We start from the raw sequence: 18,697 nt of genomic DNA on the forward strand, positions 1-18,697 counted from the left end.
TCGAAATTTGCAGACGGGAAGCGTAGATTCGGTGGCAGAGCCGTTCCCGGGGGGAGCGCGAGAGCGGCCGTGGTCGATCCGAGTGGGGGGATCCTGACGTGCTCCGACGAGGCGCACCCGCGCACCGCTCCGCCGGTCCTCCCCCCGTAGCGTGCATAAATATTGAAGACCATGCATAACTTTGAGCTAGAGTGGGTTCTATGACGTTCAGCGCAGCAGTGTCGGGGGCATCCGGCTACGCCGGTGGCGAGGTCCTGAGGATCCTCGCCGGTCACCCGCAGATCGAGATCGGGGCCGTGGGGGCCCATTCCAACGCGGGCCAGCGGCTGGGGGAGCTGCAGCCGCACCTGCACTCCCTCGCCGACCGGGTGCTCGTCGACACCACGGTGGAGAACCTCGCCGGCCACGACGTCGTCTTCCTCGCCCTGCCGCACGGCGCCTCGGCCGCGATCGCCGCGCAGCTGCCGGCGGAGACCGTGGTGATCGACGCCGGCGCCGACCACCGGCTCGACTCCGCCGAGGAGTGGGACCAGTTCTACGGGTCCCCGCACGCCGGGACCTGGCCGTACGGGCTGCCGGAGCTCGTCGTGGACGCCGAGGGCACCCGCCAGCGCGAGCAGCTCCGCGGCGCCACCCGCATCGCGGTGCCGGGGTGCTACCCGACCAGTGCCCTGCTCGCCCTGGGCCCCGGCTTCGCGGCCGGTCTCCTGGAGCCGGAGGACGTCGTGATCGTCGCGGCCTCGGGCACCTCCGGGGCCGGCAAGGCCGTCAAGGCGCACCTGCTCGGCTCGGAGGTCATGGGCTCGATGAGCCCGTACGGGGTGGGCGGCGCCCACCGGCACACCCCCGAGATCGAGCAGGGCCTCTCGAAGGCCGCCGGGCGCCGGGTGCGGATCTCCTTCACCCCGACGCTCGCCCCCATGCCGCGGGGCATCCTCACCACCGCCACCGCGCGGGTCCCCGAGGGCGTGACCGCCGGGCAGCTGCGGGAGGCCTGGGAGACCGCCTACGCGGCCGAGCCGTTCGTCACCGTCCTGCCCGAGGGACGGTGGCCCGCGACGAAGTCGGTGGCCGGCTCCAACCACGCCCAGCTCCAGCTCGCCCACGACGCCCGGGCGGGGCGGGTCATCGTCACGTGCGTGATCGACAACCTCGTCAAGGGCACCGCCGGCGGTGCCGTCCAGTCCATGAACCTCGCCCTCGGCCTGCCGGAGGACACCGGCCTGACACTCCAAGGAGTCGCACCGTGAGAACGTACCCCTCCCAGCAGCCCGCCGGCACCCTGCAGGTCGACACCGCCCGCGGCGTGGCCGCCGCCCAGGGCTTCCGCGCCGCCGGCACCGAGGCCGGCTTCAAGGACTCCGGCGGACCGGACCTCGCCCTCGTCGTCAACGACGGGCCCCAGCACCACGTGGGGGCCGTGTACACGACCAACCGGATCACCGCCGCGCCCGTCCAGTGGTCCAAGGCCGCGACCGCGGACGGCCGGGCCGCCGCCGTGGTCCTCAACTCCGGCGGCGCCAACGCCTGCACCGGACCGCAGGGCTTCCAGGCCTCCCACCGGACCGCCGAGCTCGTCGGCGAGGCGCTCGGGGTCGGGGCCGGGGACGTGGTGGTGTGCTCCACCGGGCTGATCGGCATCCAGCTGCCCATGGACGTCATGGAGCGCGGCCTCCCCGGGGTCGTCGAGGCCCTCGGGGACGACGACGCCGCCGGGGCCGCCGCGGCCCGGGCCATCATGACCACCGACTCCGTCTCCAAGCAGGCCGCCTACGTCCGCGACGGGTGGACGGTCGGCGGCATGGCCAAGGGCGCGGGCATGCTCGCCCCGGGGCTGGCCACGATGCTCGTGGTGCTCACGACCGACGCGGAGCTCTCCTCCGACGCCCTGCAGTGGGCGCTCGAGGACGCGGTGAAGGTCACGTTCAACCGCACCGACTCCGACGGCTGCATGTCCACCAACGACACCGTGGTGCTGCTCGGCTCGGGCGCCTCCGGGATCACGCCGGACGAGTTCGAGTTCAGCCAGGCCGTGACCGCGGTGTGCCACTCGCTGGCCCAGCAGCTCATCACGGACGCCGAGGGCGCGTCCCACGACATCGAGATCACCACCGTCAACGCCGCGACCGAGCGGCAGGCGGAGGACGTGAGCCGCTCCGTGGCCCGCTCCAACCTCTTCAAGGCCGCGATCTACGGCAACGACCCCAACTGGGGCCGCGTCCTGTCCGCGGTCGGCACCACCGACGCCGCGTTCGACCCCGACCGGCTCGACGTCGCCATCAACGGTGTCGTGGTCTGCCGCAACGGCATGATCGGGGACCCGCGCGAGGGCGTGGACCTGGCCGCCGACCGCAGGGTCACCGTCCTGGTCGACCTCAAGGCCGGGGACGCCGACGCCACCGTCTGGACCAACGACCTGACCCACGACTACGTCGAGGAGAACAGCGCCTACTCCAGCTGACCAGCCCGCCCACCAGCACAGCACCGACCCACGGCGCAGGAGAACCATGACCGACCCGAGTGACCCGACCCGCTACGAGACCGCCCAGCTGAAGGCGGGCACCCTGATGGAGGCCCTGCCCTGGATCCAGCGCTACTCCGGGTCCGTGATGGTCTTCAAGTACGGCGGCAACGCCATGGTGTCCGAGCCGCTGCGGCAGGCCTTCGCGGAGGACATGGTGTTCCTGCGCCACGTCGGGATCAAGCCGGTCGTGGTGCACGGCGGAGGGCCCCAGATCAACCGCATGCTGGAGCGGCTGGGCATCGAGTCCGAGTTCCGCGGCGGGCTGCGCGTCACCTCCAAGGAGGCCGTGGACGCCATCCGCATGGTGCTGACCGGGCAGGTCCAGCGGGAGCTCGTCTCCCTGCTCAACGCCACCGGCCCGTACGCCGTCGGGCTCTCGGGGGAGGACGCCGAGCTGTTCCGCGCGGTCCGCCGGGGCACCGTGGTGGACGGCGAGGAGGTGGACCTCGGCCACGTGGGCGAGGTCGTCGGCGTCAACCCCGAGCCCGTCACCCAGCTCCTCGAGGCCGGGCGGATCCCCGTCATCTCCTCCGTGGCGCCGGAGGTCGACGCGCACGGCCGCCCCACGGGGGAGATCCTCAACGTCAACGCGGACACCGCCGCCGCCGCCGTGGCGGTGGCCCTGCGCGCCGAGAAGTTCGTGGCCCTCACCGACGTCGAGGGGCTCTACGCGAACTGGCCGGACAAGGACTCCCTCATCGCGTCGCTCTCCGCCTCGGAGCTGCGCGCGATGCTCCCGAGCCTGCAGGCCGGGATGATCCCCAAGATGGAGGCGGCCCTGCGGGCCGTGGAGGGCGGGGCGCGCCGGGCGTCCATCGTCGACGGGCGCAGCCCGCACACGTGCCTGCTCGAGATCTTCACCGACACCGGCATCGGTACCCAGCTCGTCCCCGACCACGGAGCATCGTCATGACCGCCCAGCACACCGCCTCCCGCTACTCGGCCCAGACCGCCCTGCTCGGCGAGTACGCCGACTCGCTGCTCGGCGTCTTCGGCAGCCCGTCCCTCGTGCTCACCCACGGCAAGGGCGCCGTGGTCACCGACGCCGACGGCCAGGACTACCTCGACCTGCTCGCGGGCATCGCCGTCAACGCCCTCGGCCACGCCCACCCGCGCTGGGTGGAGATCGTCTCCCGCCAGCTCGCCACCCTCGGGCACGTCTCCAACTTCTTCACCTCCCCCCAGCAGATCGCCCTCGCCGGGAAGCTGCTGTCCCTGGCCGGCGCGCCCGCGGGCTCCCACGTCTTCTTCGCGAACTCCGGCACCGAGGCCAACGAGGCCGCGTTCAAGCTCGCCCGCCGCCACGGCCACGAGCACCCCGGCCCGGACGGCCGGCCCCGCGGCACCGTCCTCGCCCTCGAGTCCGCCTTCCACGGCCGCACCATGGGCGCCCTCGCCCTGACCGCCAAGGAGGCCTACCGGGCGCCCTTCGAGCCCCTCCCGGGCGGGGTCCGGCACATCCCGGCGACCGTCGAGGCCCTCGAGGAGCACCTCGACGGGACGGTCGCGGCGCTGATCGTGGAACCCGTGCAGGGCGAGGCCGGCGTGCGCGAGCTGCCCGAGGGCTACCTCCGGGCCGCCCGGGAACTGACCCGCCGGCACGGTGCGCTGCTGGTCGTGGACGAGGTGCAGACCGGGATGGGCCGCACCGGCCGCTGGTTCGCCTCCTCCGCCGAGCTCACCGGCGACGACCTGCCGGACGCGATCACCCTGGCCAAGGGCCTCGGCGGCGGCTTCCCGATCGGCGCGATGCTGACCGTCGGCCCGGAGGTCTCCGCGCTGCTCGGGGCTGGCCAGCACGGCACCACGTTCGGCGGCAACCCGCCGGCCACCGCCGCGGGCCTCGCCACCGTCACCGTCATCGAGGAGGACGGCCTGCTGGAGCACGCGCGCACCGTGGGCGCCGTGCTCGGCGAGGGGCTGCGCGCGGTCCCCGGGATCGGCGACGTGCGCCAGCACGGACTGCTGATCGGCGCCGACCTCGAGGTCCCCGAGGGGGCCACCGCCCCGTTCGGCCCCGCCGTGGTCGAGGCCGCCCGGGACGCCGGATTCATCGTCAACGCGACCGGCCCCGGGACCCTGCGCCTGGCCCCGCCCCTGATCCTGACCCCCGAGCAGGCGCGCACCTTCCTCGAGGCGCTCCCCGAGGTCCTGCGCACCGCCGCCGCCGCGGTCACGGCCCCCGCCGCGACCTCGCCCGACTCCCCGCCGAAAGAAGCATGAACCCGTCCATGACCCCCCGCCACTTCCTCGTCGACACCGACCTCTCCCAGCAGGAGCAGACCGAGGTGCTCGAGCTCGCCGCCCGCCTCAAGGCCGACCGCTGGGCCCACCGGCCCTACGCGGGGCCCCAGACCGTGGCCGTGATCTTCGACAAGACGTCGACCCGCACCCGGGTCTCCTTCTCCGCCGGGATCGCCGATCTCGGCGGCAACCCGCTGATGATCAACCCGGGCGAGTCGCAGCTGGGCAAGGAGAGCGTGGCCGACACCGCGCGCGTCTTCTCCCGCATGGCCTCGACCATCGTGTGGCGCACCTACGCCCAGTCCGGGCTGGAGGAGATGGCCGCGGCCGCCACCGTGCCCGTCGTCAACGGGCTCTCCGACGACTACCACCCCTGCCAGATCCTCGCGGACCTGCTCACCGTCCGGGAGCACCGGGGCGGTCTCGCCGGGCTCACCTTCGCCTACCTCGGGGACGCCGCCAACAACATGGCCCACTCCTACCTGCTGGGCGGGGCCACCGCCGGCATGCACGTGCGCGTGGCCGGCCCGGCGAGCCACCTCCCGGACCCGGCGGTGGTGCGGGCCGCCGAGGAGCGCGCGGAGCAGACGGGAGGGTCCGTGCGCGTGACCACCGACCCGGCCGAGGCGCTCGCCGGGGCGGACGTGGTCTGCACCGACACCTGGGTGTCCATGGGCCAGGAGGCGGAGACCGAGGCGCGGGCGGAGGTCTTCCGGGCGTACTCCGTGGACGCCGCGGCGATGGCCCAGGCCGCGCCCGGGGCGCTGTTCCTGCACTGCCTGCCCGCCTTCCGCGGCTCCGAGGTCGCGGCCGAGGTCATCGACGGCCCGCAGTCCGTGGTGTGGGACGAGGCGGAGAACCGCCTGCACGCCCAGAAGGCCCTGCTCGTCTGGCTCATGGCGCGCTCCGGGCGCTACGACCTGGGTGCCGCCGACGCCTCCGCCGTCCCCGCATGAGCATCCCCGCCACCAAGACCGCCCGGCAGGCCCGGATCGTGGCCCTCGTGACCGGAGGGGCGATCCACTCGCAGGCCGAGCTGGCCGCCCGGCTGGCCGAGGACGGCGTGCAGGTCACCCAGGCCACGCTCTCCCGCGACCTCGTGGAGCTCGGGGCCGTCCGGGTGCGCGAGGGCTCCGGCGCCCTCGTCTACGCCGTCCCGCAGGCCGGGGCCGACCGCTCGCCCGCCTCCGGGATCACCCAGGAGGTGCTCGACGCGCGCCTGGCCAGCCTGTGCCGCGAGCTGCTGGTCACCGCCGAGGCGAGCGCGAACCTCGTGGTCCTGCGGACCCCGCCGGGGGCCGCCCAGTACTTCGCCTCCGCCATCGACACGTCCGTGCTCCCCGCCGTCCTCGGCACCATCGCCGGCGACGACACCATCATGGTGGTGTGCCGGGCGGCGGACGGCGGCCACGCCGTGGCCCGCCGCTTCCTGGAGCTCGCCGAGTAGAGGTCCCGGCGCCGCCCCGTGCCGGCCGTGCGCCGCGCGCTCAGCGGGCCGCGTACTCCTCCAGGACGGGGACGAGCTCCGTGCGCTCGAAGACCCGGGCGAAGTCCAGGGCGGAGTGGGCGCCGGCCGTCTGCGAGGCCCCGGCCGCGAGCAGCGTCCGCACGATCGTCTCGTTGCCCCGGAAGACCGCGCTCATCAGCGCCGTCTGACCGTTGTCGTTGACCCGGTCCGGGTCCGCCCCGGCCTCGAGCAGCGCCGCGACGGTCTCCTCGCGCTGGTGGTAGGCCGCGAGGACCAGCAGGGTGTCGCCCTTGCCGTTGGTGAGGTTCACCGGGACGCCGGCGCGCACGGCCGGCAGGAGGTTCTCCGTGTCCCCCGTCCGGGCCATCTCGAACAGGGAGAGCACGTAGGCCATCTCCTCCTCGGTCAGCTGGGGAGCCGCCGGGTCCTGCGGCTGGTCGGTCGGCTGGGGGTTCTCGGTCACGGGTGGTCCTTCGAGGTCGGTCGGATGCAGCTCCTGCCGGCCAGTTTATCGGGGGTGGGGACCGCGACACGCGCCACCCCCAAGTACCCGGGTCTTGACGTTGCAGTAACCGACTGGCACGCTCGTGTGACACAGCCCACCTCGTGCCCGTTCCTCGCGCCGGTGCCCGTGCACCGGGGATCCGGAGTTCCCCCATGACGAATCTCGCCACCCTGCTCACCGACACGGCCGCGGCCTCCCCGGAGTCCCGGGCGGTGGTCCTCGACGACAAGGTCCTGACCTACGGGGCCCTCGACGACCTGTCCGCGCGGGTCGCGTCGATGCTCGCCGCGGCCGGCGTCGGACAGGGCGACCGGGTGGCCCTGATCCTGCCCAACGTCCCCCACATGCCGATCGCCTACTACGGGATCCTGCGCGCGGGCGGGGTGGTCGTGCCCCTCAACCCCCTCCTCAGCCCCCGGGAGCTGGCGTACCACTTCGACAACGCCGAGGTGTCCCTGGTGCTCGTCTGGGAGGCGATGGCCGAGGCGACCCGCGCCGCGGTCGCGGACCTGGACCGGGACGTCCGGGTGGTCGAGGTCTCGGCCGCCGGCACGCTGCAGGCGCTCGCGGACGTCCCGCCGCGGCCCGGGGTCGCCGAGCGCGACGACGACGAGCCCGCCGTCCTGCTCTACACCTCCGGGACCACGGGCCGGCCCAAGGGCGCCGTCCTGACGCACCACAACCTCCGGGCCAACGCGGCGCTGTCCGCGGGCCTCTTCGACCTGGCGCCCGGGGACGTCATGTTCGGGGCCCTGCCGTTCTTCCACGTCTTCGGCCAGACCGTGGCGCTCAACGGCGTCGTCCACGCGGGGGCGACCGTCACGCTGCTGCCGCGCTTCGACCCGGCCAAGGCGCTGGAGATCCTGGTCCGGGAGGAGGTCACGGTCTTCGCCGGGGTGCCGAGCATGTACGTGGCGCTGCTCGCCGCCGCGGACGGCGGGACGGTCGAGCTGCCGCACCTGCGGGCCGGGGTCTCGGGCGGGTCCCCGCTGCCGGTCGAGGTCCTGGAGCGCTTCGAGGAGGTCTTCGGCGCCCCCATCTACGAGGGCTACGGCCTGTCCGAGACCTCCCCGGTGGTGTGCTTCAACCAGAAGGACCGGGGACGCCGCCCGGGCTCGATCGGCACGGTGGTGCGGGGCGCGCAGCTGAAGGTCGTGGACGACCTCGGCGCGGAGGTCCCCGTCGGGGAAATCGGCGAGCTCGTGGTGGCCGGGGAGTACGTGATGGCCGGCTACTGGCGCAACCCCGAGGCCACCGAGGCCGCGATCCGTGACGGCTGGTTCGCCACGGGGGACCTCGCCCGGGTGGACGAGGACGGCTTCTACTACATCGTGGACCGCAAGAAGGACATGGTCCTGCGCGGCGGCTACAACGTCTACCCCCGCGAGGTCGAGGAAGTGATCTACCAGTTCCCCGGCATCGCCGAGGCCGCGGTGGTCGGGGTGCCGGACGAGGCGATGGGCGAGGAGGTCGCCGCCGTCGTCGCCTTCCGCGACGTGCCCGAGGCGGAGCGGGACGCGAAGGTCGACGAGCTGGACGCCTTCGTCCGCGAGCGCGTGGCCAAGTACAAGCACCCGCGCTACTACAAGGTGGTCGACGAGCTGCCGAAGGGCCCGACCGGCAAGATCCTCAAGCGCTCCCTCGACCTCGCGGGCGCCGGGCACCGCGGCTGAGCCCGCACACGGAAGGGGCCGGCCGCTGGACGCGGCCGGCCCCTCCTGCTCGATGGGTCCGCACGGACACCGGGGGAGGCGCCCCGGACGGGGCGCCTCCCGGACGGGTCAGCTGGACATCATCGCGGGGCTCGCCTGCTGGGGCTCGCGCTCCACGGCCACGTGCTCGTTGGGCACGCAGTGGGTCATGGTGAGACCCGCCACGCTGCGCGGGCCGTTGTTGCCGAGGTTGGCCACGCGCTGCAGCTCCTCCTCGGAGAGACGCTGGGTGGCCAGGGGGCCCAGGTTCTTGACGTCCTCGAGGGAGACGCCGATGCCGTCGCCCACGCGGCGGCCCATCTCGTCCTCGACCATGTAGAAGTGCCAGACCATGCGCTCCTGGATCGGGCGGTCGCACTGGGAGAGCGCGCCGACCAGGTTGTCGATGAGCTCCTCCTTCTCCCACTCCTCCTGGAGCTGGAAGCGCTCGCCGGCCTGCTTGTAGTCGTTGGTCCGCTCGATCCGGGCGCGGGTCAGGCGCGCGCTGATCTCCGGGCCGACCTCGGGCTGGTACCCCTCGGGCTTCGGAGTCTCCTGCACGCCTCCGATGATGGACGGCTCGTAGTTCACGTGCGGGTTCTGGCCCGGGGCGTGGTCCACGGCGTAGGCCATCTGGCCGTCGCGCTGGTTGGTGGCCACCGGCGCCTTCGGCGCGTTGACCGGCAGCTGCAGGTAGTTCGGGCCCACGCGGTAGCGCTGGGTGTCCGAGTAGGAGAAGGTGCGGCCCACGAGCATCTTGTCGTCGGAGAACTCCAGGCCGTCCACCAGCACGCCGGTGCCGAAGGCGATCTGCTCGTTCTCCGCGAAGAAGTTCTGCGGGTTGCGGTTCAGCACCATGCGCCCGACCGGCTTCGGCGGGAACAGCTCCTCCGGCCACACCTTGGTGTCGTCCAGCGGGTCGAAGTCCAGCTCGGGGTGGTCGTGGTCCTCCATGACCTGGACCTGCAGCTCCCACTCGGGGTAGTCGCCGGCCTCGATCGCGTCGTAGAGGTCCTTGGTGTGCGAGCCGAGGGTCTGGGCCTGGATGTTCGCGGCGTCGGCCGAGGTGAGGGACTTCACGCCCTGCTTCGGGATCCAGTGGTACTTCACCAGGAGGGACTCGCCGGCGGCGTTGACCCACTTGTAGGTGTTCACGCCGAAGCCCTGCTGGTGGCGGTAGTCCGCCGGGATCCCGCGCGGGGAGAACAGGATCGTGATCATGTGCATCGCTTCGGGCGACTGGCTGAAGAAGTCGAAGGCGCGGTTGGCCACGCCGGCCTCGAAGTTCACGGGGTCCGGCTTCTGGGAGTGGATGAAGTCCGGGAACTTGATGGCGTCCCGGATGAAGAACACGCCCAGGTTGTTGCCGACGAGGTCCCAGTTGCCCTCCTCCGTGTACATCTTCACGGCGAAGCCGCGCGGGTCGCGGGCCACCTCGGAGGAGTCCCGGCCGCCGGCCACGGTGGAGAACCGCACGGCCACGTCGGTGCGCTTGCCGGCCTCGGCGAAGACCTTGGCGCGGGTGAACTTCGCGATGGGCTCGTCGCCGTAGGCGCCGTATGCCTCGAAGTAGCCGAAGGCGGTGGTGCCGCGGGCGTGCACCACGCGCTCGGGGATGCGCTCGCGGTCGAAGTGGCTCATCTTCTCGAGGAACGCGTAGTTCTCGAGGGTCGCGGGCCCGCGCGAGCCGATGGTGCGGGTGTTCTGGTTGTCGTGGACCGGGTGGCCCTGACGCGTGGTGAGGGTCTGCTCGGGAACGTTCGTCATGGGGTTCCTCTCGGGGTAGGGACCGGGTGTGCAGGACGGCCGGGGCGCGTGGCCCCCGCCGTGGTGGGGTGCGGTCGGTCGGTCTGGATCACACCCGGTCCCCAGTATGTCGGAAGGGCCGGGCTATTGCTAGCTATTCATAATTGCGGAGTGGCGCACGGCACCTCCGCAGGTCGGAGGGCGGGCGCGGCCCGGCGGGGGAGTGCGCGGGACGGTCCGCAGAGTATGCATAAATACAAGTCGACGTGTATAGTCATGCACAGAAGGCGGGGCCACGCCGTGGCGCCCGGACCACCGACGAAGGAGAACACCGTGACCGAGCGTGTTGTGCTGGCCTACTCCGGGGGTCTCGACACCTCCGTGGCCATCGGCTGGATCGGCGAGGCGACGGGGGCCGAGGTCATCGCCGTCGCCGTCGACGTGGGGCAGGGCGGCGAGGACCTCGAGACCATCCGCCGGCGCGCCCTCGACTGCGGGGCCGTCGAGGCCTACGTGGCCGACGCCCGCGACGAGTTCGCCGCGGAGTACTGCATGCCGGCGCTGCAGGCGAACGCCCTCTACATGGACGCCTACCCCGTGGTCTCCGCGCTGTCCCGCCCGGTCATCGTCAAGCACCTCGTGGCCGCCGCCAAGCGCTTCGGCGCCTCCACCGTGGCCCACGGCTGCACGGGCAAGGGCAACGACCAGGTCCGCTTCGAGGTGGGCATCCAGACGCTGGGCCCCGAGCTCAAGTGCATCGCCCCGGTCCGCGACCTCGCCCTCACTCGCGACAAGGCCATCAACTACGCCGAGAAGCACCACCTGCCGATCGCCACGACCAAGAAGAACCCCTTCTCGATCGACCAGAACGTCTGGGGCCGCGCCGTGGAGACCGGGTTCCTCGAGGACATCTGGAACGCCCCCACCAAGGACGTCTACGACTACACGGACGACCCCACGTTCCCGCCGCCGGCCGACGAGGTCGTGATCAGCTTCAAGGGCGGCATCCCCGTGGCCCTCGACGGCCAGCCCGTCAGCCCGCTGCAGGCAATCCAGGAGATGAACCGCCGCGCCGGCGCCCAGGGCGTGGGCCGGATCGACATCGTCGAGGACCGGCTGGTGGGCATCAAGTCCCGCGAGGTCTACGAGGCCCCCGGCGCCATGGCCCTGATCGCCGCGCACCGTGAGCTGGAGAACGTGACGGTCGAGCGCGAGCAGGCCCGCTTCAAGCGGATGGCCACCCAGCGCTGGACCGAGCTCGTCTACGACGGCCAGTGGTTCTCCCCGCTCAAGCAGTCCCTCGACGCGTTCATCCAGGACACCCAGAAGTACGTGGACGGCGACATCCGGATGACCCTGCACGCCGGCCAGGCCACGGTCACCGGCCGCCGTTCGAACACCTCCCTGTACGACTTCAACCTCGCCACCTACGACGAGGGCGACGCGTTCGACCAGTCCCAGGCCCGCGGGTTCATCGAGCTGTTCGGCATGTCCTCGAAGGTCGCGGCGTCCCGCGAGCAGCGGATCGCGGCCGAGGGCAAGTAGCCCCCGAGCACGTAGGCTCGTCCCCAGCAGGAACGGGCACGACGACGGAGGGCCCCATCCCGGCGGTGGGGCCCTCCGCCCACGCCCGGCCGACCCGACCCCCGGCGGCCCCGGCCCCGGCGGAACCCACGAGGAGAGACATGGCGCAGCAGGACAAGCACGGCACCAACGAGGGCGCGCTCTGGGGCGGGCGCTTCGCCGGGGGACCGGCCGACGCCCTCGCGGCGCTGAGCCGGTCGACGCACTTCGACTGGCGCCTGGCCCCCTACGACATCGCGGGCTCCCGGGCCCACGCCCGGGTCCTGCGCACCGCGGGGCTGCTGACCGACGACGAGCTCGGGGGCATGCTCGACGCCCTCGACCGGCTCGAGGCCGACGTCCGCTCCGGGGCCTACGCGCCCGCCCCCTCCGACGAGGACGTCCACGGCTCCCTCGAGAAGGGCCTCATCGAGCGGGCCGGGCCCGAGCTCGGCGGCAAGCTGCGCGCCGGCCGGTCCCGCAACGACCAGATCGCCACCCTCGGGCGGATGTACCTGCGCGACCACGCCGCGATCATCGCCCGCAACGTGCTCGACGTCGTGCAGGCCCTCCTGGACCAGGCGAAGGCCCACCCGGAGGCCCCGATGCCCGGGCGCACCCACCTCCAGCACGCCCAGCCGGTGCTGCTGTCCCACCACCTGCTCGCCCACGCGTGGGCGATGCTGCGGGACGTGCAGCGCCTCGTGGACTGGGACGCCCGCGCGGCGGTCTCCCCGTACGGCTCGGGGGCGCTCGCCGGGTCCTCGCTCGGACTGGACCCGGGGGCCGTCGCCGCCGAGCTGGGCTTCGACTCCGCCGTGCACAACTCCATCGACGGCACCGCGGCCCGGGACGTCTACGCCGAGTTCTCCTGGGTCACCGCGATGATCGCCGTGGACATGTCCCGGATCTCCGAGGAGATCACCACGTGGGCCACCAAGGAGTTCTCCTTCGTCACCCTCGACGACGCCTTCTCCACCGGGTCCTCGATCATGCCGCAGAAGAAGAACCCGGACATCGCCGAGCTCGCCCGCGGCAAGGCCGGCCGGCTGATCGGCGACCTCACCGGGCTGCTGGCCACGCTCAAGGGCCTGCCGCTGGCCTACAACCGGGACCTCCAGGAGGACAAGGAGCCCGTCTTCGACGCGATCGACCAGCTCGAGGTGCTGCTGCCCGCGGTCGCGGGGATGATCGCCACCCTCGACTTCAACACCGGGCGGATGGCCGAGCTCGCCCCGCAGGGCTTCGCCCTCGCCACGGACGTGGCCGAGTGGCTCGTGCGCCAGGGCGTGCCCTTCCGGGACGCGCACGAGGTCGCCGGGGACGCGGTGCGCGTCTGCGAGCAGCGCGGGATCGAGCTGTGGGACCTCTCCGACGAGGACTTCGCCGCCATCTCAGACCGGCTCACCCCCGGCGTGCGCGAGGTGCTCACCGTGGCGGGTTCGCTGGCCTCGCGCAGCGCCCAGGGCGGCACGGCGCCGTCGGCCGTGGCCGCGCAGATCGGCGAGCTCGAGCGCCAGGTGGCCGAGGCCGCGGAGTTCTCGCGGCGGGCGCCGATCGTCGCAGGATGAGCGTGAACGGGCCCGTCACCGGGCCGGCGCTGCTCGAGCTGCTGTCCCGGCCGGCTCCCGAGGTGGCCCCCTGGCTGCTCGGGAGCCTGTTCGGCCACCGGACCGCCGAGGGCTCCGTGGTCCTGCGGATCACGGAGGTCGAGGCCTACGGCGGGCCGGACGGCTCCGACCTGCCGGACCCGGGGGCGCACACGTGGCGCGGGCGGACGGCGCGCAACGCCTCGATGTTCGGTCCGCCGGGCCACGTCTACGTGTACTTCACCTACGGCATGCACCACGCCGTGAACCTGGTCTGCCGCCCCGAGGGCACCGCCGGCGGGTGCCTGCTCCGCGCGGGCGAGGTCGTCGAGGGCGTGCCGCTGGCCCGCGCCCGCCGGGCCGCCGGACGCTCCGGCCCGGTGCCCGACGCCGCGCTGGCACGTGGCCCCGGCAACCTCGCCAAGGCCCTGGGCATCGACCTGACCCACGACGGCGCACCGCTCACCGCGGGGGACGCCGCGGCGCCGGGCTTCTTCCTGCGGCTGCCCGGCCCCGGGGACGCCCCCGCAGCCGGCCGCGGGCCCCGCACGGGGGTGTCCGGACCCGGCGGGACCCCCGAGTTCCCCTGGCGCTGGTGGCTGCCCGGCGAGGCCTCCGTGTCCCCGTACCGCGCCGCGGTCCCGCGCCGGCGCCGCTGAGTCCGCGGGACCCGGACGGATAGCATGAGCGGTGTGACTGAATCCGTTGAGCAGATGATCGAGCGCCTGTGCGTGAAGATCCCCGACTACCCGGAGCCGGGGGTCCTCTTCCGCGACCTGACACCCCTGTTCGCGGACGGTCCCGGCTTCCGGCGGACCGTCGACGCCCTGGCCGACGCCTTCCGCGGCCAGTTCGACCACGTGGCCGGCGTCGAGGCCCGGGGCTTCCTCATGGCGGGGGCCGTGGCCTACGCGACGGGCGTGGGCCTCATCCCGGTGCGCAAGGCCGGGAAGCTCCCCCGGGAGACCTTCCGCGAGGAGTACGTCCTGGAGTACGGCTCGGCGGTGCTGGAGATCCACACCGACGACGTCCCGCGCGGGGCCCGCGTGCTCGTGCTCGACGACATCCTCGCGACCGGCGGCACCCTCGGGGCCACGGCGCAGCTGCTGCACCGGGCCGGGCTGCACGTCGCCGGGTTCGGGCTGATCATGGAGCTCACCGACCTGCGGGGCCGCAGCCAGCTCGGCGGCCACCGGGTGCGGGCACTGTACCGGGTCTGACCAGGGGCGAAGCACCCCGGCGAAGCACTGTGACGCACCGCGCCGCCGGATCGCCGTCGGAACGCCCGCGGACCGGTAGAATCGATGGTCTGTTCGATCCGGAACGAGGTGTCCACCCATGGCAGAGACCGTCGCCACGATGGCGGCCGAGCAACTTGCTGTCGAACGCGCGTACGTCGCGATGCTCTACGACCGGCTCGACGAGCTGCGGGCCGAGAAGACCGCCGAGCTCGCGGCCGTGCGCCGCAGCGAGTCCTTCGGCAACCACCAGAACCGCGCGGAGCGTGACGCGTTCGCCTCCCACTACGAGGACCGGCTCGCCCAGCTCGAGGCCGTGGACCACCGGCTCGTCTTCGGCCGCCTGGACGGCCAGGACGGCGACCGCCGCTACGTCGGGCGCATCGGCCTGGCCACCGCGGACCACCAGCGGCTCATGGTGGACTGGCGCGCCCGCGAGGCCGCGGCCTTCTACCAGGCCACCGCACAGAACCCCATGGGCATCCGGCGCCGCCGCCACCTCATCCTGGAGGGCCGCGACGTCGCCGCCCTCGAGGACGACGTCCTCGACCCGGACATGCTCGAGGACGAGGGCGTGCTCCACGGCGAGGGCGCTCTGCTCGCGGCGCTGAACCAGAAGCGCACCGGACGGATGTCGGACATCGTCGCGACCATCCAGGCCGAGCAGGACAAGATCATCCGCGCCCCGCTGCCCGGCGTCCGCGTGGTGCAGGGCGGGCCCGGCACCGGCAAGACCGCCGTGGCGCTGCACCGGGCGGCGTACCTGCTCTACGAGCACCGGGAGCGGCTGCGCAAGGCGGGAGTGCTGATCGTCGGCCCGTCGTCGTCGTTCATGTGGTACATCGAACGGGTGCTGCCGGCGCTCGGGGAGACCGGCGTCGTGATGTCCTCCCTCTCCGAGCTGTTCCCCGGCGTGGCGGCCGTCCCCGAGCGCGACCCCCGGACCGCCCGGCTCAAGTCCGGCCTCGACATGGCCGAGGTCGTGGCCCGCGCCGTGCGGGACCGGCAGAAGGTCCCGGCGGCGGACCAGGTCCTGCGCGTCGACTCCCACCGCGTGACGCTGACCCCGCGCACCGTCAAGCGTGCCCGGGACAAGGCCCGTGCCACGGGGAAGCCGCACAACGAGGCGCGCAACACGTTCGTGAAGATCGCCCTGCGCGAGCTCACCGAGCAGCTCGGCGAGCACCTCAACACCACCAGCGGCAACGTCATGGACCGCTCCTACCTCGCGGAGGACATCCGGCAGTCCCGGGACGTGCGGATCGCGCTCAACCTCGCGTGGATGCCGCTGTCGCCCCAGACCCTCGTCGCGCAGCTGTTCAGCAAGCGGCACTACCTCGAGTCCGCAGCCCCGCACCTGAGCGCCGCCCAGGTCGAGGCCCTGCTGCGCCCGGCCGACGCCCCCTTCACCGTGGCCGACGTGCCGCTGCTGGACGAGGCCGCCGAGCTGCTGGGCGACCTCGACGAGGCCGGGGTGCGCCGGCGGGCCGAGGCGGACCGGGAGCACCGCAAGGCCACGGACAACGCCGAGCACGCGCTGGCGAACATGCACCAGAGCCTCGAGGACGTCGGCGCGGACGGCATCGTGACCGCGGCCCAGCTCACGGACTTCAACGCGGTCACCCAGCACCGGATGACCGCCGCCGAGGCCGCGACCGCGGACCGCACGTGGGCCTACGGGCACGTCGTGGTCGACGAGGCACAGGAGCTCTCGCCGATGCAGTGGCGCGTGCTCATGCGCCGGTGCCCCATGAAGTCGTTCACCGTGGTCGGCGACATCGCCCAGGCGGGCTCGGCCACCGCCGCCCGCAGCTGGCAGGACGCCCTCGAGCCCTTCGTGGGGGAGCGGTTCGTCCTCGACGAGCTCACGGTCAACTACCGCACCCCCGCCGAGATCGCCGAGGCCGCGGTCGACGTCGCCCGGGCCGCCGGCCTGGACATCTCCGCCCCGCGGGCCGTCCGGGAGGGCGAGCCGCCGATCGTGCAGCGGGTCGGCGCCGCGGACGTGGTCGAGGGCGTCCTCGAGCAGGTGCGCACCGAGCTCGACCTGGTCAGCGGCGGGCTCGTGGCCGTGGTCGTGCCCGAGGACCGCGTGCAGGAGATCGGCACGGCCCTCGCCGGGGCCCTGCCCGGGCTCGTGGGTGCCGGGGTCCGCCGGCTGGACCGGCAGGTCGTGGTCCTCTCCGCGTGGGACGCCAAGGGACTGGAGTTCGACTCGGTGGTGGTCGTCGAGCCGCAGGCGCTCGTCGAGGAGGTCGGCGGCGGGGTCGGCAACCTGTACGTGGCCATGACCCGGCCCACCCAGCGGCTGCGCGTCGTCGCCGCCCGGCCGCTGCCGGCCGGCCTCGACCGGTTCTGACCCCGGGCCGCCGGGGACACCGGGACGCGGAGGGGAACCCCCTCCGCGTCCTGGTACCTTGGAAGCCGTGTCGAACGCAATAGACCTGGACCTCCAGCACAACGATCCGTCCTTCGCCAACGTGTGGCAGGAGCTGCAGTGGCGCGGCCTCGTGCACGTGTCGACCGACGAGGCGGCCCTCGAGCGGTCGCTCGCCGAGGAGAAGGTCACCTATTACTGCGGCTTCGACCCCACCGCGGCGTCCCTGCACCTCGGGCACCTGGTGCAGCTGCTGCTGATGCGCCGGCTCCAGCTCGCCGGTCACCACCCGATCGGGCTCGTGGGCGGGTCCACCGGTCTGATCGGGGACCCGCGGCAGAGCTCCGAGCGGGTCCTGAACCCCCGGGAGACCGTCGCGCAGTGGGTGGACCTGCTGCGCGCCCAGGTAGAGCGCTTCCTCTCCTTCGAGGGCGAGAACCGGGCCGTCATGGTCAACAACCTGGACTGGACCTCCCAGCTCTCCGCCATCGACTTCCTCCGCGACATCGGCAAGCACTTCCGGGTCGGCACGATGATCAAGAAGGACATCGTGGCCAAGCGGCTCAACTCGGAGGAGGGCATCTCCTACACCGAGTTCAGCTACCAGATCCTGCAGGGACTGGACTACCTGAACCTCTACCGCGACCACGGGTGCACCCTGCAGACCGGGGGCTCCGACCAGTGGGGGAACCTGACCTCCGGGACCGACCTGATCCGCAAGGTCGAGGGCGTGTCCGTGCACGCCGTCGGCACCCCGCTGATCACCAACTCGGACGGCACGAAGTTCGGCAAGTCCGAGGGCAACGCGGTGTGGCTGGACCCGGAGCTCACCTCGCCCTACGCCTTCTACCAGTTCTGGCTCAACACGGCCGACGCGGACGTGGTCGACCGGCTCAAGGTCTTCACCTTCAAGACCCGGGCCGAGATCGAGGAGCTGGCGCGCTCCGTCGAGGAGGAGCCCTACAAGAGGCAGGCCCAGAAGGTCCTCGCCTGGGAGGTCAACTCGCTGGTGCACGGGGAGGCGGCGACCGAGAAGGCGATCGCGGCCTCGGCCGCCGTCTTCGGACGCGGCGAGCTCACGGAGCTCGACGCCGAGACCCTGGACTCGGTCGCCCGGGAGCTGCCCGGCGCGAGCGTGTCCGCCGGAGCGCTGCAGGTCGCCGACCTCCTCGTGGCCACCGGGCTGTCCGAGTCGAAGTCCGCCGCGCGCCGGACCCTCAAGGAGGGCGGGGCGTACGTCAACAACGAGAAGGTCGTCGGCGAGGACGCCGAGCTCGGGCCCGACCAGCTCCTGCACGGCCGATGGGCGCTGCTGCGCCGCGGCAAGAAGCACCTCGCCGCCGTCACCGTGGAGGCCTGATCCGGGCCCGATCCGCCCACAACCCCCGTCCGGGAGCCGAGCTTGCAGGCCCCTGGGCGGGGGTGTAGTGTTCATCGAGTCGTCAGGCAGGGCCGAGAGGCCGGCGGGCGACGACACCGCAAAGAGCAGCAGGACCGAGAGGTGCTGCCTAGTTCATGCGGGAGCGACCGTTCAGGTCGGTCCGAACCCGGAACAACGCAAGTTGACACGCCGAGAACGGGCTGCGTAGGATGGTCGAGCTGCCTGAGGCGGGGAACGAAGTTCCGACGCGGAGGGCACCGAAAATTCCAACACGGTTTCCGGGTGTGGTGCCTGGTTGCTGGTCTGTTGTTTGAGAACTCAATAGTGTGCCATGTTTGTTGATACCGGATGTTTTATTCGGTTGATTGGTT

General features: G+C 72.6%; 15 protein-coding genes. 13 read left to right on the forward strand and 2 right to left on the reverse strand.

Annotated features, from left to right (window positions below):
• The first annotated feature begins 200 nt into the window (after positions 1 to 200).
• Genes argC through RF640_RS06040 form a run of 6 tightly spaced genes read left to right on the forward strand, consistent with a single transcriptional unit; the run spans position 201 to position 6,215 of the window.
• The gene (gene argC, locus RF640_RS06015; RefSeq protein ID WP_109222409.1) at positions 201 to 1,250 is read left to right on the forward strand and encodes an N-acetyl-gamma-glutamyl-phosphate reductase; all 1,050 of its coding nucleotides are present in this window, start codon (positions 201 to 203) and stop codon (positions 1,248 to 1,250) included.
• The gene (gene argJ / locus RF640_RS06020) at positions 1,247 to 2,461 is read left to right on the forward strand and encodes a bifunctional glutamate N-acetyltransferase/amino-acid acetyltransferase ArgJ (protein WP_017832880.1); all 1,215 of its coding nucleotides are present in this window, start codon (positions 1,247 to 1,249) and stop codon (positions 2,459 to 2,461) included. The genes argC and argJ overlap by 4 nt, the downstream gene beginning before the upstream one ends.
• Positions 2,462 to 2,507: 46 nt before the next feature.
• On the forward strand, positions 2,508 to 3,437 hold the full coding sequence (gene argB, locus RF640_RS06025) for an acetylglutamate kinase (RefSeq protein WP_109243429.1): 930 nt from the start codon (positions 2,508 to 2,510) through the stop codon (positions 3,435 to 3,437).
• Positions 3,434 to 4,747, forward strand: coding sequence for an acetylornithine transaminase (locus RF640_RS06030; protein ID WP_368827093.1), 1,314 nt, complete (start codon positions 3,434 to 3,436; stop codon positions 4,745 to 4,747). The genes argB and RF640_RS06030 overlap by 4 nt, the downstream gene beginning before the upstream one ends.
• A gap of 8 nt (positions 4,748 to 4,755) precedes the next feature.
• Positions 4,756 to 5,724 (forward strand): ornithine carbamoyltransferase, encoded by a 969-nt coding sequence (gene argF, locus RF640_RS06035; protein WP_017832877.1) that lies wholly within the window; start codon positions 4,756 to 4,758, stop codon positions 5,722 to 5,724.
• Positions 5,721 to 6,215, forward strand: a complete 495-nt coding sequence (locus tag RF640_RS06040) for an arginine repressor (protein ID WP_017832876.1) — start codon at positions 5,721 to 5,723, stop codon at positions 6,213 to 6,215. The genes argF and RF640_RS06040 overlap by 4 nt, the downstream gene beginning before the upstream one ends.
• A 40-nt stretch (positions 6,216 to 6,255) precedes the next feature.
• Here the strand turns inward: RF640_RS06040 and RF640_RS06045 are convergent, their stop codons facing one another.
• Entirely contained in the window at positions 6,256 to 6,699 is a 444-nt protein-coding gene (locus RF640_RS06045) for an ankyrin repeat domain-containing protein (protein WP_017832875.1), read from the reverse strand.
• A gap of 194 nt (positions 6,700 to 6,893) precedes the next feature.
• On the opposite strand from RF640_RS06045, the gene RF640_RS06050 reads away from it, so the two are divergent.
• On the forward strand, positions 6,894 to 8,414 hold the full coding sequence (locus tag RF640_RS06050; RefSeq protein ID WP_368827096.1) for a long-chain fatty acid--CoA ligase: 1,521 nt from the start codon (positions 6,894 to 6,896) through the stop codon (positions 8,412 to 8,414).
• Between the two features lie 108 nt (positions 8,415 to 8,522).
• On the opposite strand, the gene RF640_RS06055 is transcribed toward RF640_RS06050, so the two are convergent.
• Entirely contained in the window at positions 8,523 to 10,199 is a 1,677-nt protein-coding gene (locus RF640_RS06055; RefSeq protein WP_368827098.1) for a catalase, read from the reverse strand.
• 312 nt (positions 10,200 to 10,511) lie between these two features.
• Between RF640_RS06055 and RF640_RS06060 the strand changes: the two genes are divergently transcribed.
• The 6 genes from RF640_RS06060 to tyrS all read left to right on the forward strand — a co-directional run bounded on the left by RF640_RS06060 (position 10,512) and on the right by tyrS (position 18,305).
• Entirely contained in the window at positions 10,512 to 11,723 is a 1,212-nt protein-coding gene (locus tag RF640_RS06060) for an argininosuccinate synthase (RefSeq protein ID WP_031282696.1), read from the forward strand.
• A 140-nt stretch (positions 11,724 to 11,863) separates the two neighbouring features.
• A complete protein-coding gene (gene argH / locus RF640_RS06065) occupies positions 11,864 to 13,312 on the forward strand; it encodes an argininosuccinate lyase (RefSeq protein WP_017832871.1) in 1,449 nt (482 codons plus the stop codon).
• Complete coding sequence (locus RF640_RS06070) at positions 13,309 to 13,989, forward strand: DNA-3-methyladenine glycosylase (protein WP_167508886.1); 681 nt, start codon at positions 13,309 to 13,311, stop codon at positions 13,987 to 13,989. Before argH ends, RF640_RS06070 begins: the two co-directional genes overlap by 4 nt.
• Before the next feature lie 24 nt (positions 13,990 to 14,013).
• Positions 14,014 to 14,550 carry an adenine phosphoribosyltransferase gene (locus RF640_RS06075; protein WP_031282693.1) on the forward strand — a complete coding sequence of 179 codons (537 nt, stop codon included), beginning with the start codon at positions 14,014 to 14,016 and terminating at the stop codon, positions 14,548 to 14,550.
• A gap of 118 nt (positions 14,551 to 14,668) precedes the next feature.
• On the forward strand, positions 14,669 to 16,927 hold the full coding sequence (locus tag RF640_RS06080; protein WP_095651761.1) for a UvrD-helicase domain-containing protein: 2,259 nt from the start codon (positions 14,669 to 14,671) through the stop codon (positions 16,925 to 16,927).
• Between the two features lie 67 nt (positions 16,928 to 16,994).
• On the forward strand, positions 16,995 to 18,305 hold the full coding sequence (tyrS, locus tag RF640_RS06085; RefSeq protein WP_368827101.1) for a tyrosine--tRNA ligase: 1,311 nt from the start codon (positions 16,995 to 16,997) through the stop codon (positions 18,303 to 18,305).
• Positions 18,306 to 18,697: the final 392 nt, after the last annotated feature.

Origin of the sequence: Kocuria sp. CPCC 205231 (assembly GCF_040980965.1) — a bacterium.
In the GTDB taxonomy this organism is placed as follows: domain Bacteria; phylum Actinomycetota; class Actinomycetes; order Actinomycetales; family Micrococcaceae; genus Kocuria; species Kocuria rosea.

Excerpts from the sequence above, each read along its gene's own strand:
- RF640_RS06040 (WP_017832876.1), top strand. The coding sequence starts at position 5,721 with ATGAGCATCCCCGCCACCAAGACCGCCCGGCAGGCCCGGATCGTGGCC.
- RF640_RS06070 (WP_167508886.1), top strand. The coding sequence starts at position 13,309 with ATGAGCGTGAACGGGCCCGTCACCGGGCCGGCGCTGCTCGAGCTGCTG.
- argB (WP_109243429.1), top strand. The coding sequence starts at position 2,508 with ATGACCGACCCGAGTGACCCGACCCGCTACGAGACCGCCCAGCTGAAG.
- RF640_RS06075 (WP_031282693.1), top strand. The coding sequence starts at position 14,014 with ATGAGCGGTGTGACTGAATCCGTTGAGCAGATGATCGAGCGCCTGTGC.
- RF640_RS06030 (WP_368827093.1), top strand. The coding sequence starts at position 3,434 with ATGACCGCCCAGCACACCGCCTCCCGCTACTCGGCCCAGACCGCCCTG.
- argC (WP_109222409.1), top strand. The coding sequence starts at position 201 with ATGACGTTCAGCGCAGCAGTGTCGGGGGCATCCGGCTACGCCGGTGGC.
- argH (WP_017832871.1), top strand. The coding sequence starts at position 11,864 with ATGGCGCAGCAGGACAAGCACGGCACCAACGAGGGCGCGCTCTGGGGC.
- RF640_RS06050 (WP_368827096.1), top strand. The coding sequence starts at position 6,894 with ATGACGAATCTCGCCACCCTGCTCACCGACACGGCCGCGGCCTCCCCG.
- argF (WP_017832877.1), top strand. The coding sequence starts at position 4,756 with ATGACCCCCCGCCACTTCCTCGTCGACACCGACCTCTCCCAGCAGGAG.
- RF640_RS06055 (WP_368827098.1), bottom strand. The coding sequence starts at position 10,199 with ATGACGAACGTTCCCGAGCAGACCCTCACCACGCGTCAGGGCCACCCG.
- RF640_RS06080 (WP_095651761.1), top strand. The coding sequence starts at position 14,669 with ATGGCAGAGACCGTCGCCACGATGGCGGCCGAGCAACTTGCTGTCGAA.